15 protein-coding genes are annotated in these 17635 nt (G+C 50.5%); 3 read left to right on the forward strand and 12 right to left on the reverse strand.

Annotated elements, in window-relative coordinates; genetic code table 11:
* The coding region (locus tag FUA23_RS14300) for an IS1 family transposase (RefSeq protein WP_262713711.1) at positions 1-280 on the forward strand (280 nt) is incomplete at its 5' end.
* Between the two features lie 533 nt (positions 281-813).
* Here FUA23_RS14300 and FUA23_RS14305 read toward each other — a convergent pair.
* Both FUA23_RS14305 and FUA23_RS22330 read right to left on the reverse strand, forming a co-directional pair.
* The gene (locus tag FUA23_RS14305; RefSeq protein ID WP_147931436.1) at positions 814-2070 is read right to left on the reverse strand and encodes a hypothetical protein; all 1257 of its coding nucleotides are present in this window, start codon (positions 2068-2070) and stop codon (positions 814-816) included.
* An 898-nt stretch (positions 2071-2968) separates the two neighbouring features.
* Positions 2969-3433 carry an IS66 family transposase gene (locus FUA23_RS22330; RefSeq protein ID WP_187271037.1) on the reverse strand — a complete coding sequence of 155 codons (465 nt, stop codon included), beginning with the start codon at positions 3431-3433 and terminating at the stop codon, positions 2969-2971.
* On the opposite strand from FUA23_RS22330, the gene FUA23_RS14315 reads away from it, so the two are divergent.
* Positions 3432-3923, forward strand: coding sequence for a hypothetical protein (locus FUA23_RS14315; protein WP_147931437.1), 492 nt, complete (start codon positions 3432-3434; stop codon positions 3921-3923). The two genes, FUA23_RS22330 and FUA23_RS14315, sit on opposite strands and share 2 nt — an antisense overlap.
* Positions 3924-3988: 65 nt before the next feature.
* Positions 3989-4339 (forward strand): hypothetical protein, encoded by a 351-nt coding sequence (locus tag FUA23_RS14320; RefSeq protein ID WP_147931438.1) that lies wholly within the window; start codon positions 3989-3991, stop codon positions 4337-4339.
* A 539-nt stretch (positions 4340-4878) separates the two neighbouring features.
* Here the strand turns inward: FUA23_RS14320 and FUA23_RS14325 are convergent.
* The 10 genes from FUA23_RS14325 to FUA23_RS22335 form a co-directional block, all read right to left on the reverse strand.
* Positions 4879-7200, reverse strand: a complete 2322-nt coding sequence (locus FUA23_RS14325) for an acyl-CoA dehydrogenase family protein (RefSeq protein ID WP_147931439.1) — start codon at positions 7198-7200, stop codon at positions 4879-4881.
* Positions 7201-7338: 138 nt separating this feature from the next.
* Entirely contained in the window at positions 7339-7905 is a 567-nt protein-coding gene (locus FUA23_RS14330) for a DUF6515 family protein (RefSeq protein ID WP_147931440.1), read from the reverse strand.
* A gap of 537 nt (positions 7906-8442) precedes the next feature.
* A complete protein-coding gene (locus tag FUA23_RS14335; RefSeq protein WP_147931441.1) occupies positions 8443-8913 on the reverse strand; it encodes a hypothetical protein in 471 nt (156 codons plus the stop codon).
* Between the two features lie 10 nt (positions 8914-8923).
* Complete coding sequence (locus FUA23_RS14340; RefSeq protein WP_147931442.1) at positions 8924-9928, reverse strand: hypothetical protein; 1005 nt, start codon at positions 9926-9928, stop codon at positions 8924-8926.
* Positions 9929-10078: 150 nt separating this feature from the next.
* Positions 10079-11122: an ATP-grasp domain-containing protein gene (locus tag FUA23_RS14345; RefSeq protein WP_147931443.1), complete on the reverse strand. Its 1044-nt coding sequence runs from the start codon at positions 11120-11122 to the stop codon at positions 10079-10081.
* A gap of 32 nt (positions 11123-11154) precedes the next feature.
* On the reverse strand, positions 11155-13539 hold the full coding sequence (locus FUA23_RS14350; protein WP_147931444.1) for a TonB-dependent receptor domain-containing protein: 2385 nt from the start codon (positions 13537-13539) through the stop codon (positions 11155-11157).
* 11 nt (positions 13540-13550) lie between these two features.
* Entirely contained in the window at positions 13551-14669 is a 1119-nt protein-coding gene (locus tag FUA23_RS14355) for an LpxL/LpxP family acyltransferase (RefSeq protein ID WP_147931445.1), read from the reverse strand.
* Positions 14662-15906: an arginase family protein gene (locus tag FUA23_RS14360; protein ID WP_147931446.1), complete on the reverse strand. Its 1245-nt coding sequence runs from the start codon at positions 15904-15906 to the stop codon at positions 14662-14664. The genes FUA23_RS14355 and FUA23_RS14360 overlap by 8 nt, the downstream gene beginning before the upstream one ends.
* Before the next feature lie 79 nt (positions 15907-15985).
* Entirely contained in the window at positions 15986-17194 is a 1209-nt protein-coding gene (locus FUA23_RS14365) for a site-2 protease family protein (protein ID WP_147931447.1), read from the reverse strand.
* A 94-nt stretch (positions 17195-17288) separates the two neighbouring features.
* Positions 17289-17435 carry a hypothetical protein gene (locus tag FUA23_RS22335; protein ID WP_187271041.1) on the reverse strand — a complete coding sequence of 49 codons (147 nt, stop codon included), beginning with the start codon at positions 17433-17435 and terminating at the stop codon, positions 17289-17291.
* Positions 17436-17635 lie beyond the last annotated feature (200 nt).

A 17635-nucleotide genomic window follows, 5' to 3' on the forward strand; every position in this document is an offset into this window, starting at 1 on the left:
TCTTGAAGCTATCCTTGACAAACTCCCAAGTCGATTAAGGCAAAAATGTCAATTTGCTACTGATCATTTTGAAAGCTACTACCAACTAATCCCTCCAGAGCAGCACAAGCCGGGAAAAGCCTTCACCTACTATATAGAGGGCTACTTTACCGGTGTAAGGGCGCGAGTTAGCAGGCTCGTCCGAAAGACGCTCAGCTTCTCGAAAGACCTCAGCAATCATGTCGCAGCAATCCGATATTTCTTGTGGCAACGAAACCTAGATTCCTATCCTTACATTTGATACACCGCCCAAAATCGTTCCCATAATAGTCCGGGCTACCAAGCCCCTGCAAGTTACGGAAACTCAGACAAGCATTTCCACTATTGAGCAGTTGTGGTTTAAGGGAGGTGCACACCCCAGTTTTAAGTCTGGAATCATTGATTTTACCCCTCCGCTTCGCGGCAAGGACCGACTCTTTTGATTGAATACCCATAGGGCCTGGTCGTGGGCGGGTCAGTTCAACACAAGGATTACGGTAAGCCTGATTTCGTCGGGGCTGCTTTCAGCGATGAACTGGCGGTTGCAATCTTTACACATATGATTCTTTTCCGTAGTAGGTCTTACCGTTCTTGATTATCTTTCCGCTAGTACAGCTGAGGCAAATGAGCTCATTTTTGTCGTTGTCACTTATAAGAAAGCGACCTTGCCCCACTGCCATTTTCAAGGGATGGCCACCCTTACATTCAATATACCGCCCTCTATTTTTTTATTTTGCGCATTTAACTTCGCAATAACCAAAACCATCCTTCACTATTGGGCGCATTAAAATCATGCTAATTAATCACTTTGTCATTAAACGTAACTTCCGCTAATACATAGCTACAGTATGGAGTCATAATATTAGCCGCATGCAGCAATTTATTTTCAACATTGTTCAATTTCTGACCAGTATTTTTCTTTTCTCTCACTTCGCTCCCATACATTGCGAATAACTCTGCTGGGAAATAAAATATAAGCTTCCCACTATCTGTAATTCCTTTCAAATACTTTAATGGAGGAATACCACGTCCTTCTATATATTGTTGATTACGTAAATCAATCACCCCTGACTTCACTCTATTCGTCGTGAGATTTTTAATTACTATTAATCGTTCACCAGGCCTTATACTTGATAAAAATAGATAATTTTTACTTTCAAATACATAATCTATATGTTTGTACTTCTTAACTCTAGCAGAAAACTCAAATAATTCATCTGAATCCATGGACTTCATTCGCAGCATCTCGTTTTCCGTATACCTCATGGCATCATTTAATTCTACCGTGTATTTTTCCCGTATTGTAGCATCCTTAACATCAAAAATCCTCCAATCATAAAATTCTGTGTACAAAAGAGTATTATCTAAACTAGTTTGGTGAAAATTTTCAAACGTTGCTGACTGTACCGTGCGGGCTAACGCACCTGCAACTTCGCTTAAAGCCTTTGGCCTCACTAAAGATAGTTGATCAGTTATATATCCATACAAAATTGAACTCCGTGGGTTCTCTATAAAATCTGGGCGAACAATAATTTCTTTGTTTGTGACAAATGCTACATTTTGCGGCTTTTTATCTTCATCAAATTTAAAAGATCGGAGAAAGTATAAATCCGAATCGAAATATAATAATTCTCCTGCATAACGATCTAACACTGTTAAATTGCCATCTACAAGATCGATATCAGTAGCAGCATAAAATTTTTTTTCAAAATTACTCTGTCCATTAAGACTTCTCAACATCTTTCCGGAATTCGAAAATTTAAAAATGGTCCTCTCGGTCCCTTCTTGTTGAAGTAAGTAATAGCCATCGTCAGATCGGAGAATCTTATTAAAAGAGTAGAGATAATCTACATTGTCTTTTGAAACCAATGGAATGAAATCATTTATTACAAACCATTCCTCGTCAACAACAGGGCTGACGTCCTCAATCTTTATGACATCGCTATTTATGGCACCATCAGAAGCGCAACTCTCAAAAAGAAAAAAAATTAACAACCCACAAATGATTTTAGCCCAATCTTGCCGAAAGTAACTCGCAAATTCAATATTCATATCTTACTTTTTTACCACTGTATAATATAAGCTACCTTTCGGCACCAAAAATGACTTGTTATTGGAAATTTCATCCCTGCATCAATACATTTATTTAAATAAATCTATCACAGAAGACGTTAACATAATTATTTTAATTCACACCTCATGCTATAGATTACAAATCATATAAAATTATACATTATAGCAGAAATAGAACTCCCAACAACTTGTCACACCGTGAGGTAATGTTACGAATGCGGACCGAAGGCACAAAACTTCTGCATCCAAGGTTCGCAACGCCCTTGACCCAAATCACAGCGCCTTACTTCGGTGCCGTCATCGCAAGAAACATTTGTGTTACGTCGAACATCTAAAAAGGGTCCATTTCCTCCTCCGGTAGCATTACTAACTGGCATCATGCCAAACGTCGCTACAGCAAAAAGAACCAAAAACCTAAGTATTAAAGGCTTCATAAGAATAGGATTTAAACTCCGATCTATATCCCGCGCCGGTAACGGACCACTACTCAAAGGCGTAATGGAGCCTATTAACTGTACCAAAGTACAGAAGTTATAATAACAACTTCCCCAAACTTCCCCAAACTTCCCCAAACTTCCCCAAACTTCCCCAAACTTCCCCAAACTTCGAGCCCCGTTTAAGCATTAAAAGCTTTATTGCAAAATTTTCGAAGGTTTTTTTTCAAAAAATATCGACATTTCAAAAACAAACGAAAGCTTAACCTTATTCGCATGCCCATTGTTGAAGACATTATAGGATTGAAAGTAATTTCCTGAAAAAGCCTATTATTTTCATCAAGCGCGGGCAAAAAGCAAATACCTTTGCAAGGTCTACCCTGCAATAATGTTAGCACATAACGAACAAGAAGAACCGTCAATGTTTGTAACCATCCGACCAACTACACCTCACCATCCTTACCCCATTCCCCCGGCAGTAACGTCTCCAGCCCATTAACAGGGTGGTCCGGCAACCGCTCAAGTACATCCTTGAGCCATTCTCTTGGGTTGACGTCCAGTTTTTGGCAGCTGGCAAAAAAGGAATACATCATCGCCGCGCGCTGAGCGCCCTTGTTGGAGCCAGCGAACATATAATTCTTGCGGCCCAGGGCCAGCGGCCGGATAGAGTTTTCAATTAGGTTGTTGTCTAGCTCCAGGCGGCCGTCGGTTAAGCAGGCCCTTAGTTTGGGAAGCTCGTTCTTGGCGTAGTGGAGCGCCTTGCCCATATCGCCCTTTGACAGGTTATTGACCTGAGCGTAATTCACCCAGTCGAGTAAGGCGTTGTATACCGGAAGGGATAAACGTTGTCGGATCGCGAGTCGTTCCTGGGCATTCCGGTTGTGCCGCCGGCAGTGTGTCTCTGACATGGAGGTTCCAGGTATGGAAGTACAGTCGTCCTGGAACGCAGATGAAGTGGCTACATTTATCAGCCGTTTGCTGACTGAGCGCCCCGGTATCCGTTTACGCTACGTTATTTGTGACCGGGGTAGTAATTTATTGGCTGCGCTACGCAAGCTGGCCCTGCCGGTCGTTAGCGACTGTAGCCACGTGATGATGAACGTAGTTAAAAAACTATTCAAGGGTGACGCAGCACTAAGCAAACTCAATGCCAGTGTCGGCTTACTTCGCCAGCAGTTGACGATGACCGACAACGCCTTCGCACTTCCGACCACGCTGCGGGACAAGGACCGCTTTGGACGTATCTTCACCCTGGTGGCATGGATGGATCGAATCGATGCCTACGGTTCGTCACTTGATGTGAGGCTGCGGGAGCGATTGAATAGCGGACGCAACCGATGGCTCGATCTGCGCTTACGCCAAGTACACCGCTTGATAGTTATTACCGCCCCCCGGTGAAATATGAAGGGCTTAGTCAGGCTAGCCGGGACGGATGGATAAACGATGTGGTAGCCTACCTACAGATGCAGCCCCAGCTAACCCAAAAAGCAAAGGACTTCATCACCGCCATGATGAAATACTTTGCCGACCATACCGACTTTTACGCAAATTGGATACGTGTACAGTGCTGCTCTGACATCATCGAGAGTATCTTCGGGCGATATAAGAACAAAGGCGGCATGAAAGCTATCTCTGCTGACGTGCTTTCCATGCCCCTGTACAACCGCAAGATATCCGTCGACTTCGTACAGCAAGCCATGCGCCAGGTCAGCGGCCCACGACTTGACGAGTGGCGGTGCCGCAATGTGTGTCACAACCGGTACGGCATCCGGAAGCGTATGGAGCGAGAGCTACGAAAAAGCGACGGAGGATAATAGAATCAGATTACACACCCTACTTCAAGACCCTCAACGGGTGTTCAAAGGATCTCAAAGCGCTTGTGATAGCGTAGCCGCAGGCGGAGTTATCGCAAGTCTTCGAGCGTCCGGATTTTTCAAAGTTCAAGCTGCCGGCTAAAGCCGGAGCTACTGCAGGTTCCAGCTTTGTAAACAGCCCGAAGGCGCCCCAAACAACCTACAAAGCAATCGGCGCCCCCAACAGCTCATCCGGAATACCAAACCCATTCACCAGCGCGCCAACCTCATACCCATGAGGGGTGTGGTATTCTGGGCGTGGATTCACATCTGCCGGGCGCTTGAAGACGCTTATCACTCCGCTGCGCTGCGTTTTCAGCGCGCTTCAAGACCCTCAACGGGTGTTCAAAGGATCTCAAAGCGCTTGTGATAGCGTAGCCGCAGGCGGAGTTATCGCAAGTCTTCGAGCGTCCGGATTTTTCAAAGTTCAAGCTGCCGGCTAAAGCCGGAGCTACTGCAGGTTCCAGCTTTGTAAACAGCCCGAAGGCGCCCCAAACAACCTACAAAGCAATCGGCGCCCCCAACAGCTCATCCGGAATACCAAACCCATTCACCAGCGCGCCAACCTCATACCGTAATTCGGCGCAAAGCACGTCCACCGCTTTGCGGATGGCCTTGGATTTAACCCCGGCGATGTAGTCGCTCTCCAGGTACCAGCCTGCATGACTCTCTATGGTGTGTAGCGCGTAGAGCTGGATCGTTTTTTTGAGGACCGATTTGGTTTGGCCGCTCTCCAGCGCATCCACCCGTTTCAGGCTGTGCTCCAGGCAGAGCGACTCCACGTAAGCCTCCGCCGCCGCAATCATGTGCGTCTGGCACAACAGGCTGGCCTCGTGCGATGATTTACCGTCTTTCACGTAAGCCCGCAGGCGCTGTGCCAGCGTGCTTGTGAGCCGCCGTGCACGGAAGTCGAACGCCTGCTGGTAGAAGGCCCGCGAAGTGAGGTGCGCCCGGTCGGTCTGCCGGATGGCGTAAGGGTTTTGTTCCGTAACAATGGTAGAGACCCGGCGGCTGATAAATTTCAGCATTGCAAAGTTTCCGTCTTCCTTGAAGGACTTACTGAATTCGGTCAGCAAAGACTTCGCTACCAGCTGCATCAGCACGTTGTTGTCACCCTCAAAGGTGGTGAAGATGTCGGTATCGGCCTTCAGGTCGGCGAAGCGGTTTTCGGCCAGGTAGCCCTTACCACCGGTCGCCTCGCGGCACTCCTGGATGGCGGCGGTAGCGAACCAGGTGGCGTAAGACTTCAGTCCGGCAGCCATCGCTTCGATCTCCCGCATATCTTTTTCGGAGCGGTTCACGTAGCGCTCCAGCAGGTAATCAAGGCCGAACTGTACGGCGTAAGCCTTGGCCACCAGCGGAATCAACCGGCGCTGCTGGTTGGGGTAATCCATGATGATGGTCTCCGCCTTCAGCGGATCGGCGGCAAACTGGCGGCGGCGCAGTCCATAACGGACTGCGATGGCCAGGGCCGACTTGGCCGCGCTCATTCCCGCGCGCGGTACGCAAACGCGCCCGCCCACCAGGGTGCCGAGCATCGTGAAGAAGCGGCGGCTGGGGTTCTCGATCTCGCTTTCGTAATCACCCGCAGCGTTGATGCCTCCGAATTTATCCAGCAGATTCTCTACCGGGACCCGAACCCGGGTAAACCAAAGCCTCCCGTTGTCGACCCCATTCAGGCCGAGCTTATAGCCATTGTCCACCACCCGGACTCCGGGCAGGGTGTTATGCTCTTCGTCCCGAATCGGGACCACCACGGCGTGCACGCCCTTGCTCTCGCCGCCAACAATGAGCTGGCAGAATACGGCTGCGACCTTGCTGTGCATTGCGTTGCCGATGTACTCTTTGCCCGCCGCAACGCTCGGTGAGTGAACGATGAGTTCCCTGGTTTCGTGGTCGTAGACTGCGGTGGTTTCCAGGCCGCGCACGTTGGAGCCGTGGCCAGTCTCCGTCATCGCGAAACAGCCGGGCAACTCCAGCGTTCCCGTTTCACGCAGGTACTTATCGTGATGGCGCTTCGTGCCCAGGTTAGCAACGGCCCCTCCCCAGAGACCAAATTGGACGCCGAATTTGATCGTCATGCTAAGGTCGTGGTAAGCCAGCGTCTCGAAGGCCGCTGCGTAAGAGCCCATGTCGTCTTCACCGCCGTATTCTTCGGGGAAGGCCATAGCGCCAATTCCTTCCTGCCCCAGGATTTTGCACCACTCCAGCACCTGATCGCGGTATTCTTCTTTTATGCGCAGTGTCTTGCGTTCGAAGGCCGGACGCAGAAGAATTTCTTTTACCCGGGCGATGGTATCTGCGTGTTCTCCATCGAGGACCGCCTGAAATTCAGCGGGATTCACGGTTGCATCGCGGACGGCTTCCACGAGTTTTTCCCGCTGATCGAAGCGGGGGAATAACCCGCGGTAAGTAGTTTCGTTGATGCCTCCGAGGCCGAGTTCCAGTTCGGTCAGCGGATTGATCTGCTGATCCCAGAAAGCAGCCCGGTCGGCAGCATTGCCTTCGGCATTATGGCCCAGGATGGCACTGAGTTCAGCCAGACTGGCCTTCCGGTCGGGGGGCAGCATTTCTGCTGCGTTGCGCCCCATCGTTTGCCACTGCTGAAACAACTCGCGGGCGGGCGGACGGACGGGATCCGTCCATTCCATCAACTCTTTCTTGTCCGCTTCCGTCAGAAACGCCAGGGTATTGGCCTTTTTGCGCAGGGCGTGAATTTCTTTCAAATTAAGGTGCCGGTCGGCCCAGGCTGCGTACAATAACGGAAGCATCGCCTGTATGCCAGGAGAGAGATTGGTGTTCATTTGGAAATCAGCGCCCATATCTTTGGATATATTTTGTCTGACTGCTTAACGCATCAAAGTAGGCTTTCGGTTTAAGAATATCCGAAAATGCTTCCATTTTCGTGCTGAAGCCCGACCGCCACTTTGGTGCGAAAAACAGAGACTAAGCGCGTGTTCCTACACCCGCACGACCTCGTACACAACGTTGCCGTTTGGTTCCAGCACAGCCTTATAGTAGGTTTCGTCTACCCGGTAGTACACCCGACCGTCCAGATCGACGGTTTCGTACCCTTCCGGCAGCCAATCGGTGATTGCTCCTACGGGAGTATCGACCACTTCGTAGCCGCCCTCGGCTACGGGGTAATAGTAACTACCCTGGTAGAGGTAGTATCTTTTGTTGCCACGCAGCAAATAAGGAAGATTGGCGGGCAGTGTCTTCACGCGCACGCCGACGGGCGGAGCTACCACAACGTAATTGTTCTGTTGGGGCTTGTAGTACACCCCATCGCGGTAATGATACTTGCTGTTCTGGTGGGTAATTACCGTCGTCTTTTGGGGAAGCGCGGCCACTTTGGTTCCCCGCGCCGGTGATTTGGCTTTAGCTCTCGTGGTTTTCACGACCTTCACTGTTTCCGTCTTGCGGGGTTGGTTACGTTGGCTGTAAACTTCCGGAGAAGCAAAGACGATCATCAGTAAGGTCAGTAAAGTAAGTCCGCTGAATGATTTGAAAATTCGATTGTTCATGGCGATATCTGTTTTAAATCAGAAGTGATGTTCCTGATTGATGAAACAAACTTCGGGGCTTCCGCCAGGCAGTGTGGGCGGTTTAGATAGCTGCCCTGATTTCATCGACAATCTCTCATTCGGCCTGCTCATCGGCCGAAATGCTGAACGGTAGAGCAAAACAATCAAATCGTAGATTTCAGCAGGCGCGGCCGCAGGATGCAGGGTGAGGTTAAAAACATAGATTGTTGAAGGGGCTTGTGCGGTAAAACTTCAGTTCAATCCTCCGGTAGTCCTTAACGGCAAACAAGCTGTTGACCAACGGATAGAAATAATTGCCACCGCCAGTTGCTGTTGGCTGGCGATACCTTCCCGGGACCCGGTGACAACTTCCCCTGACGGGAAGTTATCAGTTCTGACCGGGTTGCTTTTACCTGCGCTCACGGGTGATCCTTTCTTTTCAACTCCCCTTGCACCTGCGTGCGCGCCCTCGTATTACGATGCCGTTTGTTCGGACGCGTACGCAGGTGCCAGTATTTGTCTCCCCCCTGAACCGTTCTATCCCGCAATAGCTCCTGTCAATAACTCACGGTAGACCTCCTCGCGGCCAAAGTGCTCGTTGCTGACGGCCATTAGTGGCACAGATATGAGTAAGCCTTCCCCCAGCATAAGAACAGGGAATTTACCCGGCATAACGGAGAGTCGCCCTCCGTCGCGTCCAAGTGCTGTACATACTTCCGGGGGCAGGGTGTAAGCACTCTCTATCGTAAAAACGTCTCCCTGAAAATAGCGCGTGATTACCTCTTCGGTGATTCCCTCCATGGGGAACAACATCAGCAGGCGGCCGTAGTCCCCGATCAGGATATTAGCCGTCGCAGACAAGCAGCAATCGGGTAGCGATTGTTCTTTTGCGCCAGACTCGGTGAGCACCTTGCATATGCCCAGGTTACGACAATTCCGACGGGGAGAGCCAAAGACGATTTCGGCCGTTACTAAATTAGTGAGGTGGTTATCGAATATATATTTCATGATAAGACATTCAGAGTGATGGAGTGAAAAAAGTGTAACAACCGGAACCGTCCTGTAGGGCGGTAAGCGGCTCGGCGGGCCATACGGCATATCGTCTGGCGGAATCCTTGAGGTCGACGATGCGATCTGCATTTACTTTCCAAAGCCGGGTAAATTCAGGGCTTGCCAGTACTTCGGTTAGTTTCCTTTCGGTCACATGACCGAAAGTTTCTTCGTACATGAGGTCGTTCTTCCAATACCCGAAGGAGGACACACTTACCCTACGATTGAGTAGCGGGTTGAAGCGAAGTGCCTCGGTGAAGTACTGGTAATTCACGATGTACCGTCCCTTATAATGATTCCTTCGCTCCTCTCCTTTCGGAAGAGGATGCACAACCATTTTCAGAGTGCCCGGATGAAAGGTTTTTTCGTAGGCGGTTGGTGCAGCATAAGCCATAAAGTGAAGCAGCTTGGGGTGCCGGGCAAACAGGTCATCTCCTCTTTCCGGCGTCCAGGCACTTCCGTCGGTCAGGTACAGATCGACAGCCCTGAGGGTGCTGCCACGGACGAGCTCGAGGAGCCCTTCCACCGCTTCGGGGTTCGCCCATTTTTCACCCAGACGGAGTTCCAGCTGGAAGCAATTAAGATCCGTTATCTGGTCCAGTACTGCTGCTACGTTGTAATCAGAAGATGCGTTTAGCTCTAACTGGGCGCTCAGCAACTCATTGCTCTGGTCCCAATCGCGATCCAGGGGCTTGAAGGCAATGATTTCTTCCCGGAAAGTACCGAAGTCTTTTTCCAGAAGATAGCTCAGGTATTTCCCCACCAACGGACTTTGATCCGGGGGCAGTGAACCAGCGAGTTCACCACAGGTGTGTACTTCCAGTTCCTCGACCAGATCGCAAAGAACGGGAGGAATGGGCACGAGTTCGGCGCGGTTAAAGTCGTATGCGGCAGCGTCTCTTTCCCCCTTTACCAGGACCACATCGGGAAATAGAGTAAAGTAGAGTTCTCGCCAGTTATCAGGAAGTTTCATGGGAAGGGTTTTTCTCCAAACGAGGCGGCTCCAGATTGGAGAGCGGTTTGTAAAGTGAGGTAGTTAGGTACTGTCCGGCACCATGACGAGTAGAAGAACTGAAGCGTTGTCCGCTGATCAGTTCCCGGTTCTCCGACCGGCGCTGCCCTTTCAGGTGGCGGTAATGGAGGGGGAGGTCACGGTAAGATTTTGTGGTGAAAGCGACCGGAGGCCGCTCGCTTCCCTGTTTTTTTGAATTAGCCATTCGGCGATCTTTTTTTCGATGAAATAATTACACTTGCGGCCCGGAGCCAGGTACTGGCCCACCGGGTTCACTTCGATGAACTGATGCCTTCCGTCCATGTCTTTCAGCACGTCGATCGAGCCGGTCGTGAGGCCTGCCGACTTCATGAATGCATCAAGACGTTCCTTGAGTTCCTCCGGGAGTGCGAAGGGCAGGTTGTGCGTCGTATCCTCCTCTGCGATCAGTTTGACATCGGCCAGATTTTCGCCGTAGTCGTTGGAGTAGATGGCGGTTGGGAAGAACTTCCCGTCGAGGTAGAATATGCGCAGTTCAAAGTCTCTCTCGACGACTTCCTGAAACAGCGTAGGGAAAAAGCGATCCGGAGTTGCCTTCAGAAAATCTTCGTCCACCATCTTCGTGTAGGCTGTGAACGCAAAGCCATCCCGGAAATAATATCCGCAAAAATTGATGGGCTTACAGATCAGTCCCCCCGGTTTTTTCCGGTAGAAATCGAGCAGCGTATCCTTACGGTTACAGACCAGGGTAGACGGGACGCGCAATCCTGCCGCCCGCGCCAGTTTGGTCATGTGCAATTTGTTGTCCGCCCGTTCAGATGCTTCAAAATCGGGCAGCCAGTGGGCGTGAGAGAGACGGCGAAAAATCTCCCGGAAAACATCCGCCGCTTCACGGTTCAGGTCACTACGGAGTTGAGGCAAATGATGGGGAAGTTCCTGGCAGTTATCGAGCGGCAGGCTGCGTAAGAATCGCCGGTAGAACACCACCTTTATCTGATCCTGCAGGTCGTAGCCATCAATGATGATTCGGCCATCATCCTCGAAGTGCAGCCTGTTCCTGCCTTCCAGAAGGCTTAAGAGGTCGAGGCGAACAAACGGCGCGTCGTAGCGAATAAGCCAGTCGATAACCGGGTCGGTGCCCTGTTCATATTTACGATAGGTTAGAACGAGTATCATGGTTGGTGGGCTTTTGATTCCGGGAGTCCGAATTAATTGATACGGTTGCTATTCTCGTTTCCGATCGAACGGTCGAGCTTACTACTCTTATTCGTGCCAACCCGGTACTTGACGGCGAACTGTACCCAATGGGCATCGTAGAATGATTCGGTGCTGACATCCAGCCCTTCGATATTCACCTGCGTGCGATTCCGGTCGATGTTAAAAAAGTCATTAGCGGAAAGGGTAAGGCTCAACTTATCGCCCAGCATTTTCTTGCTGATGGCTGCATTGGTTTGCAGGTTGGGCGAGAAGGTGAAGATGCCATTCTGACCAGAGCTGTTGTACTGAATAGTTGCTTCTACGGTAAGGCCCTTGCCAATTTTCACTGAGTTGTAAAAAGCCGCGTACCACAGCGGACGGTTGAACTCCAGTTCTTCGCCATTCAGCGTCGTAGACACCTCGTTCCACTTCATCCCGAAGTTGTTTACTGTCGTCCAGGTTTTTGTCTGGTAGGGCAGCGTCAGCCCCACGCTGAAGGTGCGGACCCGGTCGAGGTTGCGCATCGATAAACGGGCACCTCCCTCTTGGTCAGGAATCGGTTCTACGTACTGAAACAGCGCGTTGTTGGTCTCCTGGTATCCAACGTTGAAGGAGGCGAACTGACGGTAAATCAAGCTATAATCAATGTTGTGAGACAGCGCGGGGAGGAGGTCAGGATTGCCCTGAGAGTAAGACAGGCTGTCGATATAAAACAGGAAAGGATCAAGGTCTCCGAAACTTGGCCGGTCGATCCGTTTGCCGTACTTCAGGTTCATATCCAGTTGATGAGCTACCGGATAGGTGAACCCGATACTCGGGAAAATATTGAGGTAATCACGGTCTATTACGGTACCGTTTCCACCCCGGCTGACTCCGTCCGTTTGAGTGTACTCCGCGCGCAAACCAGCCTGTGCCTTCAGCTTACCGAAAGAACCGGCCCAGTCCGTAAACCCAGCTCCTACGTTCTCCTGATAATTGTATTTATTAGAAAGATTGTCGTCTTCAATCATCACGGATCCAATCATTTCCTCAAACAGCAGAGAGCTGCGGCTTTCGATTGAAACAGCACGTACACCAGTGGTAAGAGAGCCTGCTCCCCAGGTCGTTGGCAGGGTGAAATCAAGCTGGGCGGTACCTACCGTCACGTCGCTACGGTTGGTGCTTTGCCGCTGGCGGCTCTCGTCCTCGCTGCCCGTATACCGAAAGCTTTCGTTGAATAGTTCAGACTTATCGAAGTTGTGGTCTACAACGTCGGCGATGAAGCGCAGTTCTTTGCCGTCGTCTCCGAAATTCTTCCAGTAGTTGAAGGTCAGAGAGTTTCGCATGGAACTCTCGCCGGAGTTGGAAGCATTGAAAATACCAGTCAGGTCACCCGCTCCGCTGATCAGGTTGACGTTGCTGACCTGGTCGCGCTGCCCCCGTGCGGCACCCCGGTACTGCAGGCCAATGCCCGATTCCGGGCCAAGGTTATAGTCAAGCGAAGCGCGGTAGGTATGCGCCCGGTGCTGGTCGCGCAAACGGTCAATCCGTTGATCCAGGGCTACCTCCCCTTGCTCGCGTTCGTACTCTTCCGTGAAGTCTTTTTTGTAAGGATGGTAATAGTAACTGCCTTGCAGATTGACCTTGCTGTTCCGGAAACTGGCCAGCACCCCGTTTGACGAACGCCAGTGGCGGCCAAACCTTTGGGAAGAGGTAAGGTTGAAGTAAGTTCCCTGCCGGCGGTTCTTTTTAGAGGTAATATTGATCACGGCACGGCCACTCGCTTCGTAGCGGGCAGAAGGATTGGAGATCACCTCAATTTTCTCAATATCGTCGGCGGGTAAGGAGGTAAGTTCGTTTCCGGTCACACGCCTTCCGTCGAGCAGGACGATTGCCTGTCCTTTTCCGAAGACAGATACCCCACCTTCTTCTTCGGCCTGAACGGTTGGCGTTTTGGCGAGTAGTTCCTGAACCGAAGAACCTGCCGCTAGCTGACTCTCTCCTACATTGACGATCAGTTTCCCTGCCTGGTTCTCAAATAATGGCTTTCTCAGTGCAGTCACCTCTACTGTCGCAATGTCCACACCGGCGGCCTCGAGCCCGAAGGTTGGTACATCGTAGGAGTCCACGCCTTCCGGAAGATCAAGAGGCGTACTGCCATCGGCAAATCCTATAGCGGTGAAATGCAGTACGTATGTGCCCGCACCAGGGGCTTCGATGGAATACGAACCGTCATAGACAAAGTCTCCGGTCACCAAATCTCCTCCTTCGTTGAGCAGAAGAACGTTGGCTATTTCGACAGGCGAATTATCGGAATCTGTAAGTACTCCCGTAAGGCGGATGGCCTGGCCAAAGGCCTGCGAAGTAAGGAACAACGCAGCCGCTAAGAACAAAAAGTTATTTGTAAAATATTTCATGGTAGAATGGTTTAGGCTGCGATCAACACGGCGCGGCGGCACAGGTCATCGAGCAGATTACGTTTAATTTGATACTGGAGGCACCCTGCTTCAATCGTATCGTTGAGTACGGTGTAGAGCCCCTTAGAGATAGAGAAGTAACTGTAGTCGTGGCGATCAAACAGCACCCCTTTTTCATCAGGATTCTGATAAATATCGTAGCGACTCAGGTTGAAGCTCAGCCCCTCCGTAGCAGCGGATTCAGCGACCAGCGGAGCTTCATCGAAGTCGACAAACTTCTGTACATAAAGCCATCCTTCCCATTGGGTGGGGCGCGTACGCAGGTGCAGGGCGAGGTTGTCGTAAAGCAGTTGTGTCGTTGCCTGGCAGTACTCATCGGAGCTCATGGCAACGTCAGGGTAAACCGCTGGCAAAAGTTCCAGTACGTTCTTATCTCCTTCACGGAAGCTGTACACCGGAACGATCGGTGTCTTCGTCCGGTAGCTGATGTAGCTGATCCCTTTGCGGGCCAGAATCCGGCCGGCAAGAAGTTCAATACTCAGCAGCTTCTCGTCGCGCCGGTCCATACCTCCTACCCCGCTGTTACCATCGAGGTACAGAAGCAAACTGCGGTTGCTTTTCAGTGTTCGGATCATGTTGATGCCGATGTTCTGCTTTTCAGCATTAAGGATGCTGAATGTTCCTGGGTACTCCGGGCTACGCTCCATTCGCTCGTAGATCCTGTTGAACTTATCAGCCTGAAGCCTTACAGCGTCATCATCGATTACCAGGCTGAAGTCTACCCCGCTCCGGGAGAGCAGGAAATTGATCAGGCGGTAGGAGCCCAGGTGGAAGGTGCAGTAGATCGCAGGTCCCGCTCCGGGCTGAAGAAAGGTCTTATCTCCTCTGATCTCGGCATCTTTCAGGATGTAGTCATTGTCTTCGTCGGCAATGGCCCATTCGCGGTTGATCAGGGTATCGCGGTAAAAAGCTGCATGGTCAAAGTCATTACCGGGAAAGAACCGTTGAAGATTTGCCTTGCATTCAAGCCCCAGCCGGTAGTTGATGTCTCCGGTGACAGATTTGGCAAGAGATGCATCGATATCCTGAATCGCTTTGTCCACTACCTGGCGGTAATTGGAATTATTCATGACTTGTCGAATTTACCTGGTTAATAATATTGAGGAGGGTTGCTGTGGCCAACTGCATCGTCTGTTCTCCTTTGTCCCGGTGAGGGTTTACTTCGACCAGATCCACACCAACTACATTATGGTTAGCGAGCACTTTCCGCAGGAGGTCCATTCCTTGTTTGTAGGAGGCTCCCTCAGCTACGGGAGTAGCCGTACCGGGGGCAATCCCCGGGTCGAAGAAGTCGATATCGAAGGTCAGGTAAACCGGAACGTCTTCCAGCAACGGAGAAGGCGTACTGTCGGCCAGAACTCCTTCCAGTTCGTGCGCCCAGAAGATGGAGCAACGTTTGTGGTTTCTTGTCCGCATATTGAAGCACCCCCGGATGCCGTACTGGTATACGTGTTCAATTTGCGGCAGATCAAGTACCCGGCTAAGGAAATTACCGTGATGATGAGGTGCCCGCTCGTTGCTGGTGTAGATGTTGCCAATCCGATTGGCGTAAGTATCCACATGAGCGTCGAACTGGACGATCTGCAGCCGGGGATGGTTGGCCGCCACTCCCTTGATGGCCGGGTAGCTTATTGAGTGATCGCCGCCCAGCAAAACCGAGACGTCGCCGGCTGCTGTAATCTCCTGGGTCAACCTTTCGATTTTGCCGTAGATCGAAGAAGAGAACTCCGTGTTGTGTACGTAGAGGTCGCCGGCATCGACGATGTCGCCCGCAGAGAATGCCTTCCGCAGGCCAACGAAATTCTCGTTCGGAGCACCCAGAAAACGAAAATCGACCTGGTTGATGCGTGCGTTGAGCGTAGAGAGGTAGTTGTGACAATACCGGCGGAGGAAGATCGAAAAGTCTGCGCACTGGCGGTCCATCGTATTGCCGTCACCGAAGGGGATTCCGGCCAATACACTCTGTCTGCGGTCGCTCCGCCCGGGAACGTAATCTTCTACCCCAAACAACTGGAAGTCTGTTTTGCGGAGGTGAAAGGTTTCATCCTCGTCTTCTCCCACCAGCATGCCGTTGGCATGGAGTTTACTGAGGGTTGCTTCTACCAATGCCTCGTCGTAATAGTAAGACAGTTCGGCCGAGAGGATCCCGTAGTCCTTGGGTTTTTCCAACAGTTCGAGGATGTCTTTAGCGGGGTCGCTGATGAGGAACTTCCGGCCACTTAGGATGTGGGTAACTTCGTAGCCTTCTGTTTTTTTGCGGTAGTCAAGGCATCGCGATGCCCTTACCGTTCCTTCGGAGAAAGTCATGGTTTGATTAATTGTAGAGTGAGAGAAGAAAGAGAGGCTTAGAGCGTCCGTCTTTTTTTAAGACATTAAGCCGTTTCGGTTAGGCGGCCCTGGCAGCACGCTTACGGCGGATCATATTCATAAGTACTTTCCAGTAGCGGGTAAGGAAGAAACCGATAACACCGTAGAAGAAGAGACACTTGAGCAGGAACCCTTTATTTTCCCCGATGTCCCGGAAAAAATTCGGATTGAAGACCGTCTCGTAAAACTGGGTGCTCAGGGTGCTGAATGATTGGACGAAAACCCCGACAAAGCTACCTATGAACGTAAAGTTCGCTAAGGCAAAGACCAGCAAAGGCCATTCGATTTCGGGCACGTTAAGCTGCCCTTTGAAGAGTTTACCGATCAGATCGAAAGGGTAACGGTAAGACCGGATCAGCATATTTTTGACATTGAAAAGATCACTGTAGATCCAATACCCATCGTTCCGGAAGAAAGGATTCAATGAGTACAGCAGTACGAACGTATTGGTGCTTACCAAAAGGGATAATGTCACCTTAGCCAGGTTGGCAGACCAGGGCAAAAGCGCCCAGGCAACAATCAGGATGGTATTGACGATGAGTTGGAAGTAAATCCCCCCCAGGTTAACAACGATTCTTTTGCGCTTCGGCAGCGCGTATATTTTTGTTACATCAGTAAAAAAGACAGGAAATATGAAGTAAAAACCGAAGCCAATTTCTTTAGCCTTGATACCAAAACAATTGGCGGCGGCAGTATGGCCTATTTCATGGAAGAAGAAAATACCCGCCAACGTAAGGTAGATCAGTAAAACCTGCGTAGGATTGCCAAACTCCTGTCCGCTGATCCAGTTGCCGTACATATAGTAGAACATGCCGGTAACCAGAGTCCCGAGAATCGTGAGGGTAATAAATACGGCAGGTTTGAAGAGCCCGCTAAAGGGCTCAGATAACGCAGCGACCCACTCTTCACCTACTATCTGTACTTTGCCGTGAATATACTCGGAACGACGCTTTTTCAGCTTATGATCTGGGGAGTCGGCGAGGCCCAACTTTGCAAAGTTATCGTTGACCATTTCGGTCAGCTCGACTTCAGTTACATCAAGGCCCTCCTGGCGGTTTATCTCGGAGGTAATGTACCGAATAGAGCGCTCTTCTTTTAACCACTGAATTATATGGTATAAAATTGGGCCGACATTGAATGCGCGGTCATTTACGAAAACAATGAATTCTTCACCGCCAACGTCAGACAACTCAATAGCCCTTACCTGGGAAGTAGTAATATTTAACATAATTTAGACTTTGAATAGTGATAAAGAGGGCGGTGCAACCCGGTGGAAGCACCGCCCTGAGGTAAGCAAAACATTAGCAGCAAAACCACCGAAATTACTCAGGTGATACCGTTTCTTCACAGGAACAACGGTCGCAGCGATCACTGCGAACATCACCGGCTACGGCAAGCTGTACGGTTTCCAGACGGTCTTCGAGTTCGATGACATTGAGACCTTTCTTGAGATTGTTAGAATTAGACATGATAAATAATTAGTTGAGTGAAAAAAATTAGATGATTGATTAGATACGGTCCTTATTCAGGGCTGTCACAACTACAGCGGTCACAGCGGTCGCTGCGAACATCGCCAGCGGCAGCAATCTGTACGGTTTCCAGGCGGTCTTCGAGTTCGATGACGTCGAGGCCTTTCTTGAGGTTGTTAGAATCAGACATGGTAAATGAA

This window comes from Neolewinella aurantiaca, assembly GCF_008014675.1.
Taxonomy (GTDB): Bacteria; Bacteroidota; Bacteroidia; order Chitinophagales; family Saprospiraceae; genus Neolewinella; species Neolewinella aurantiaca.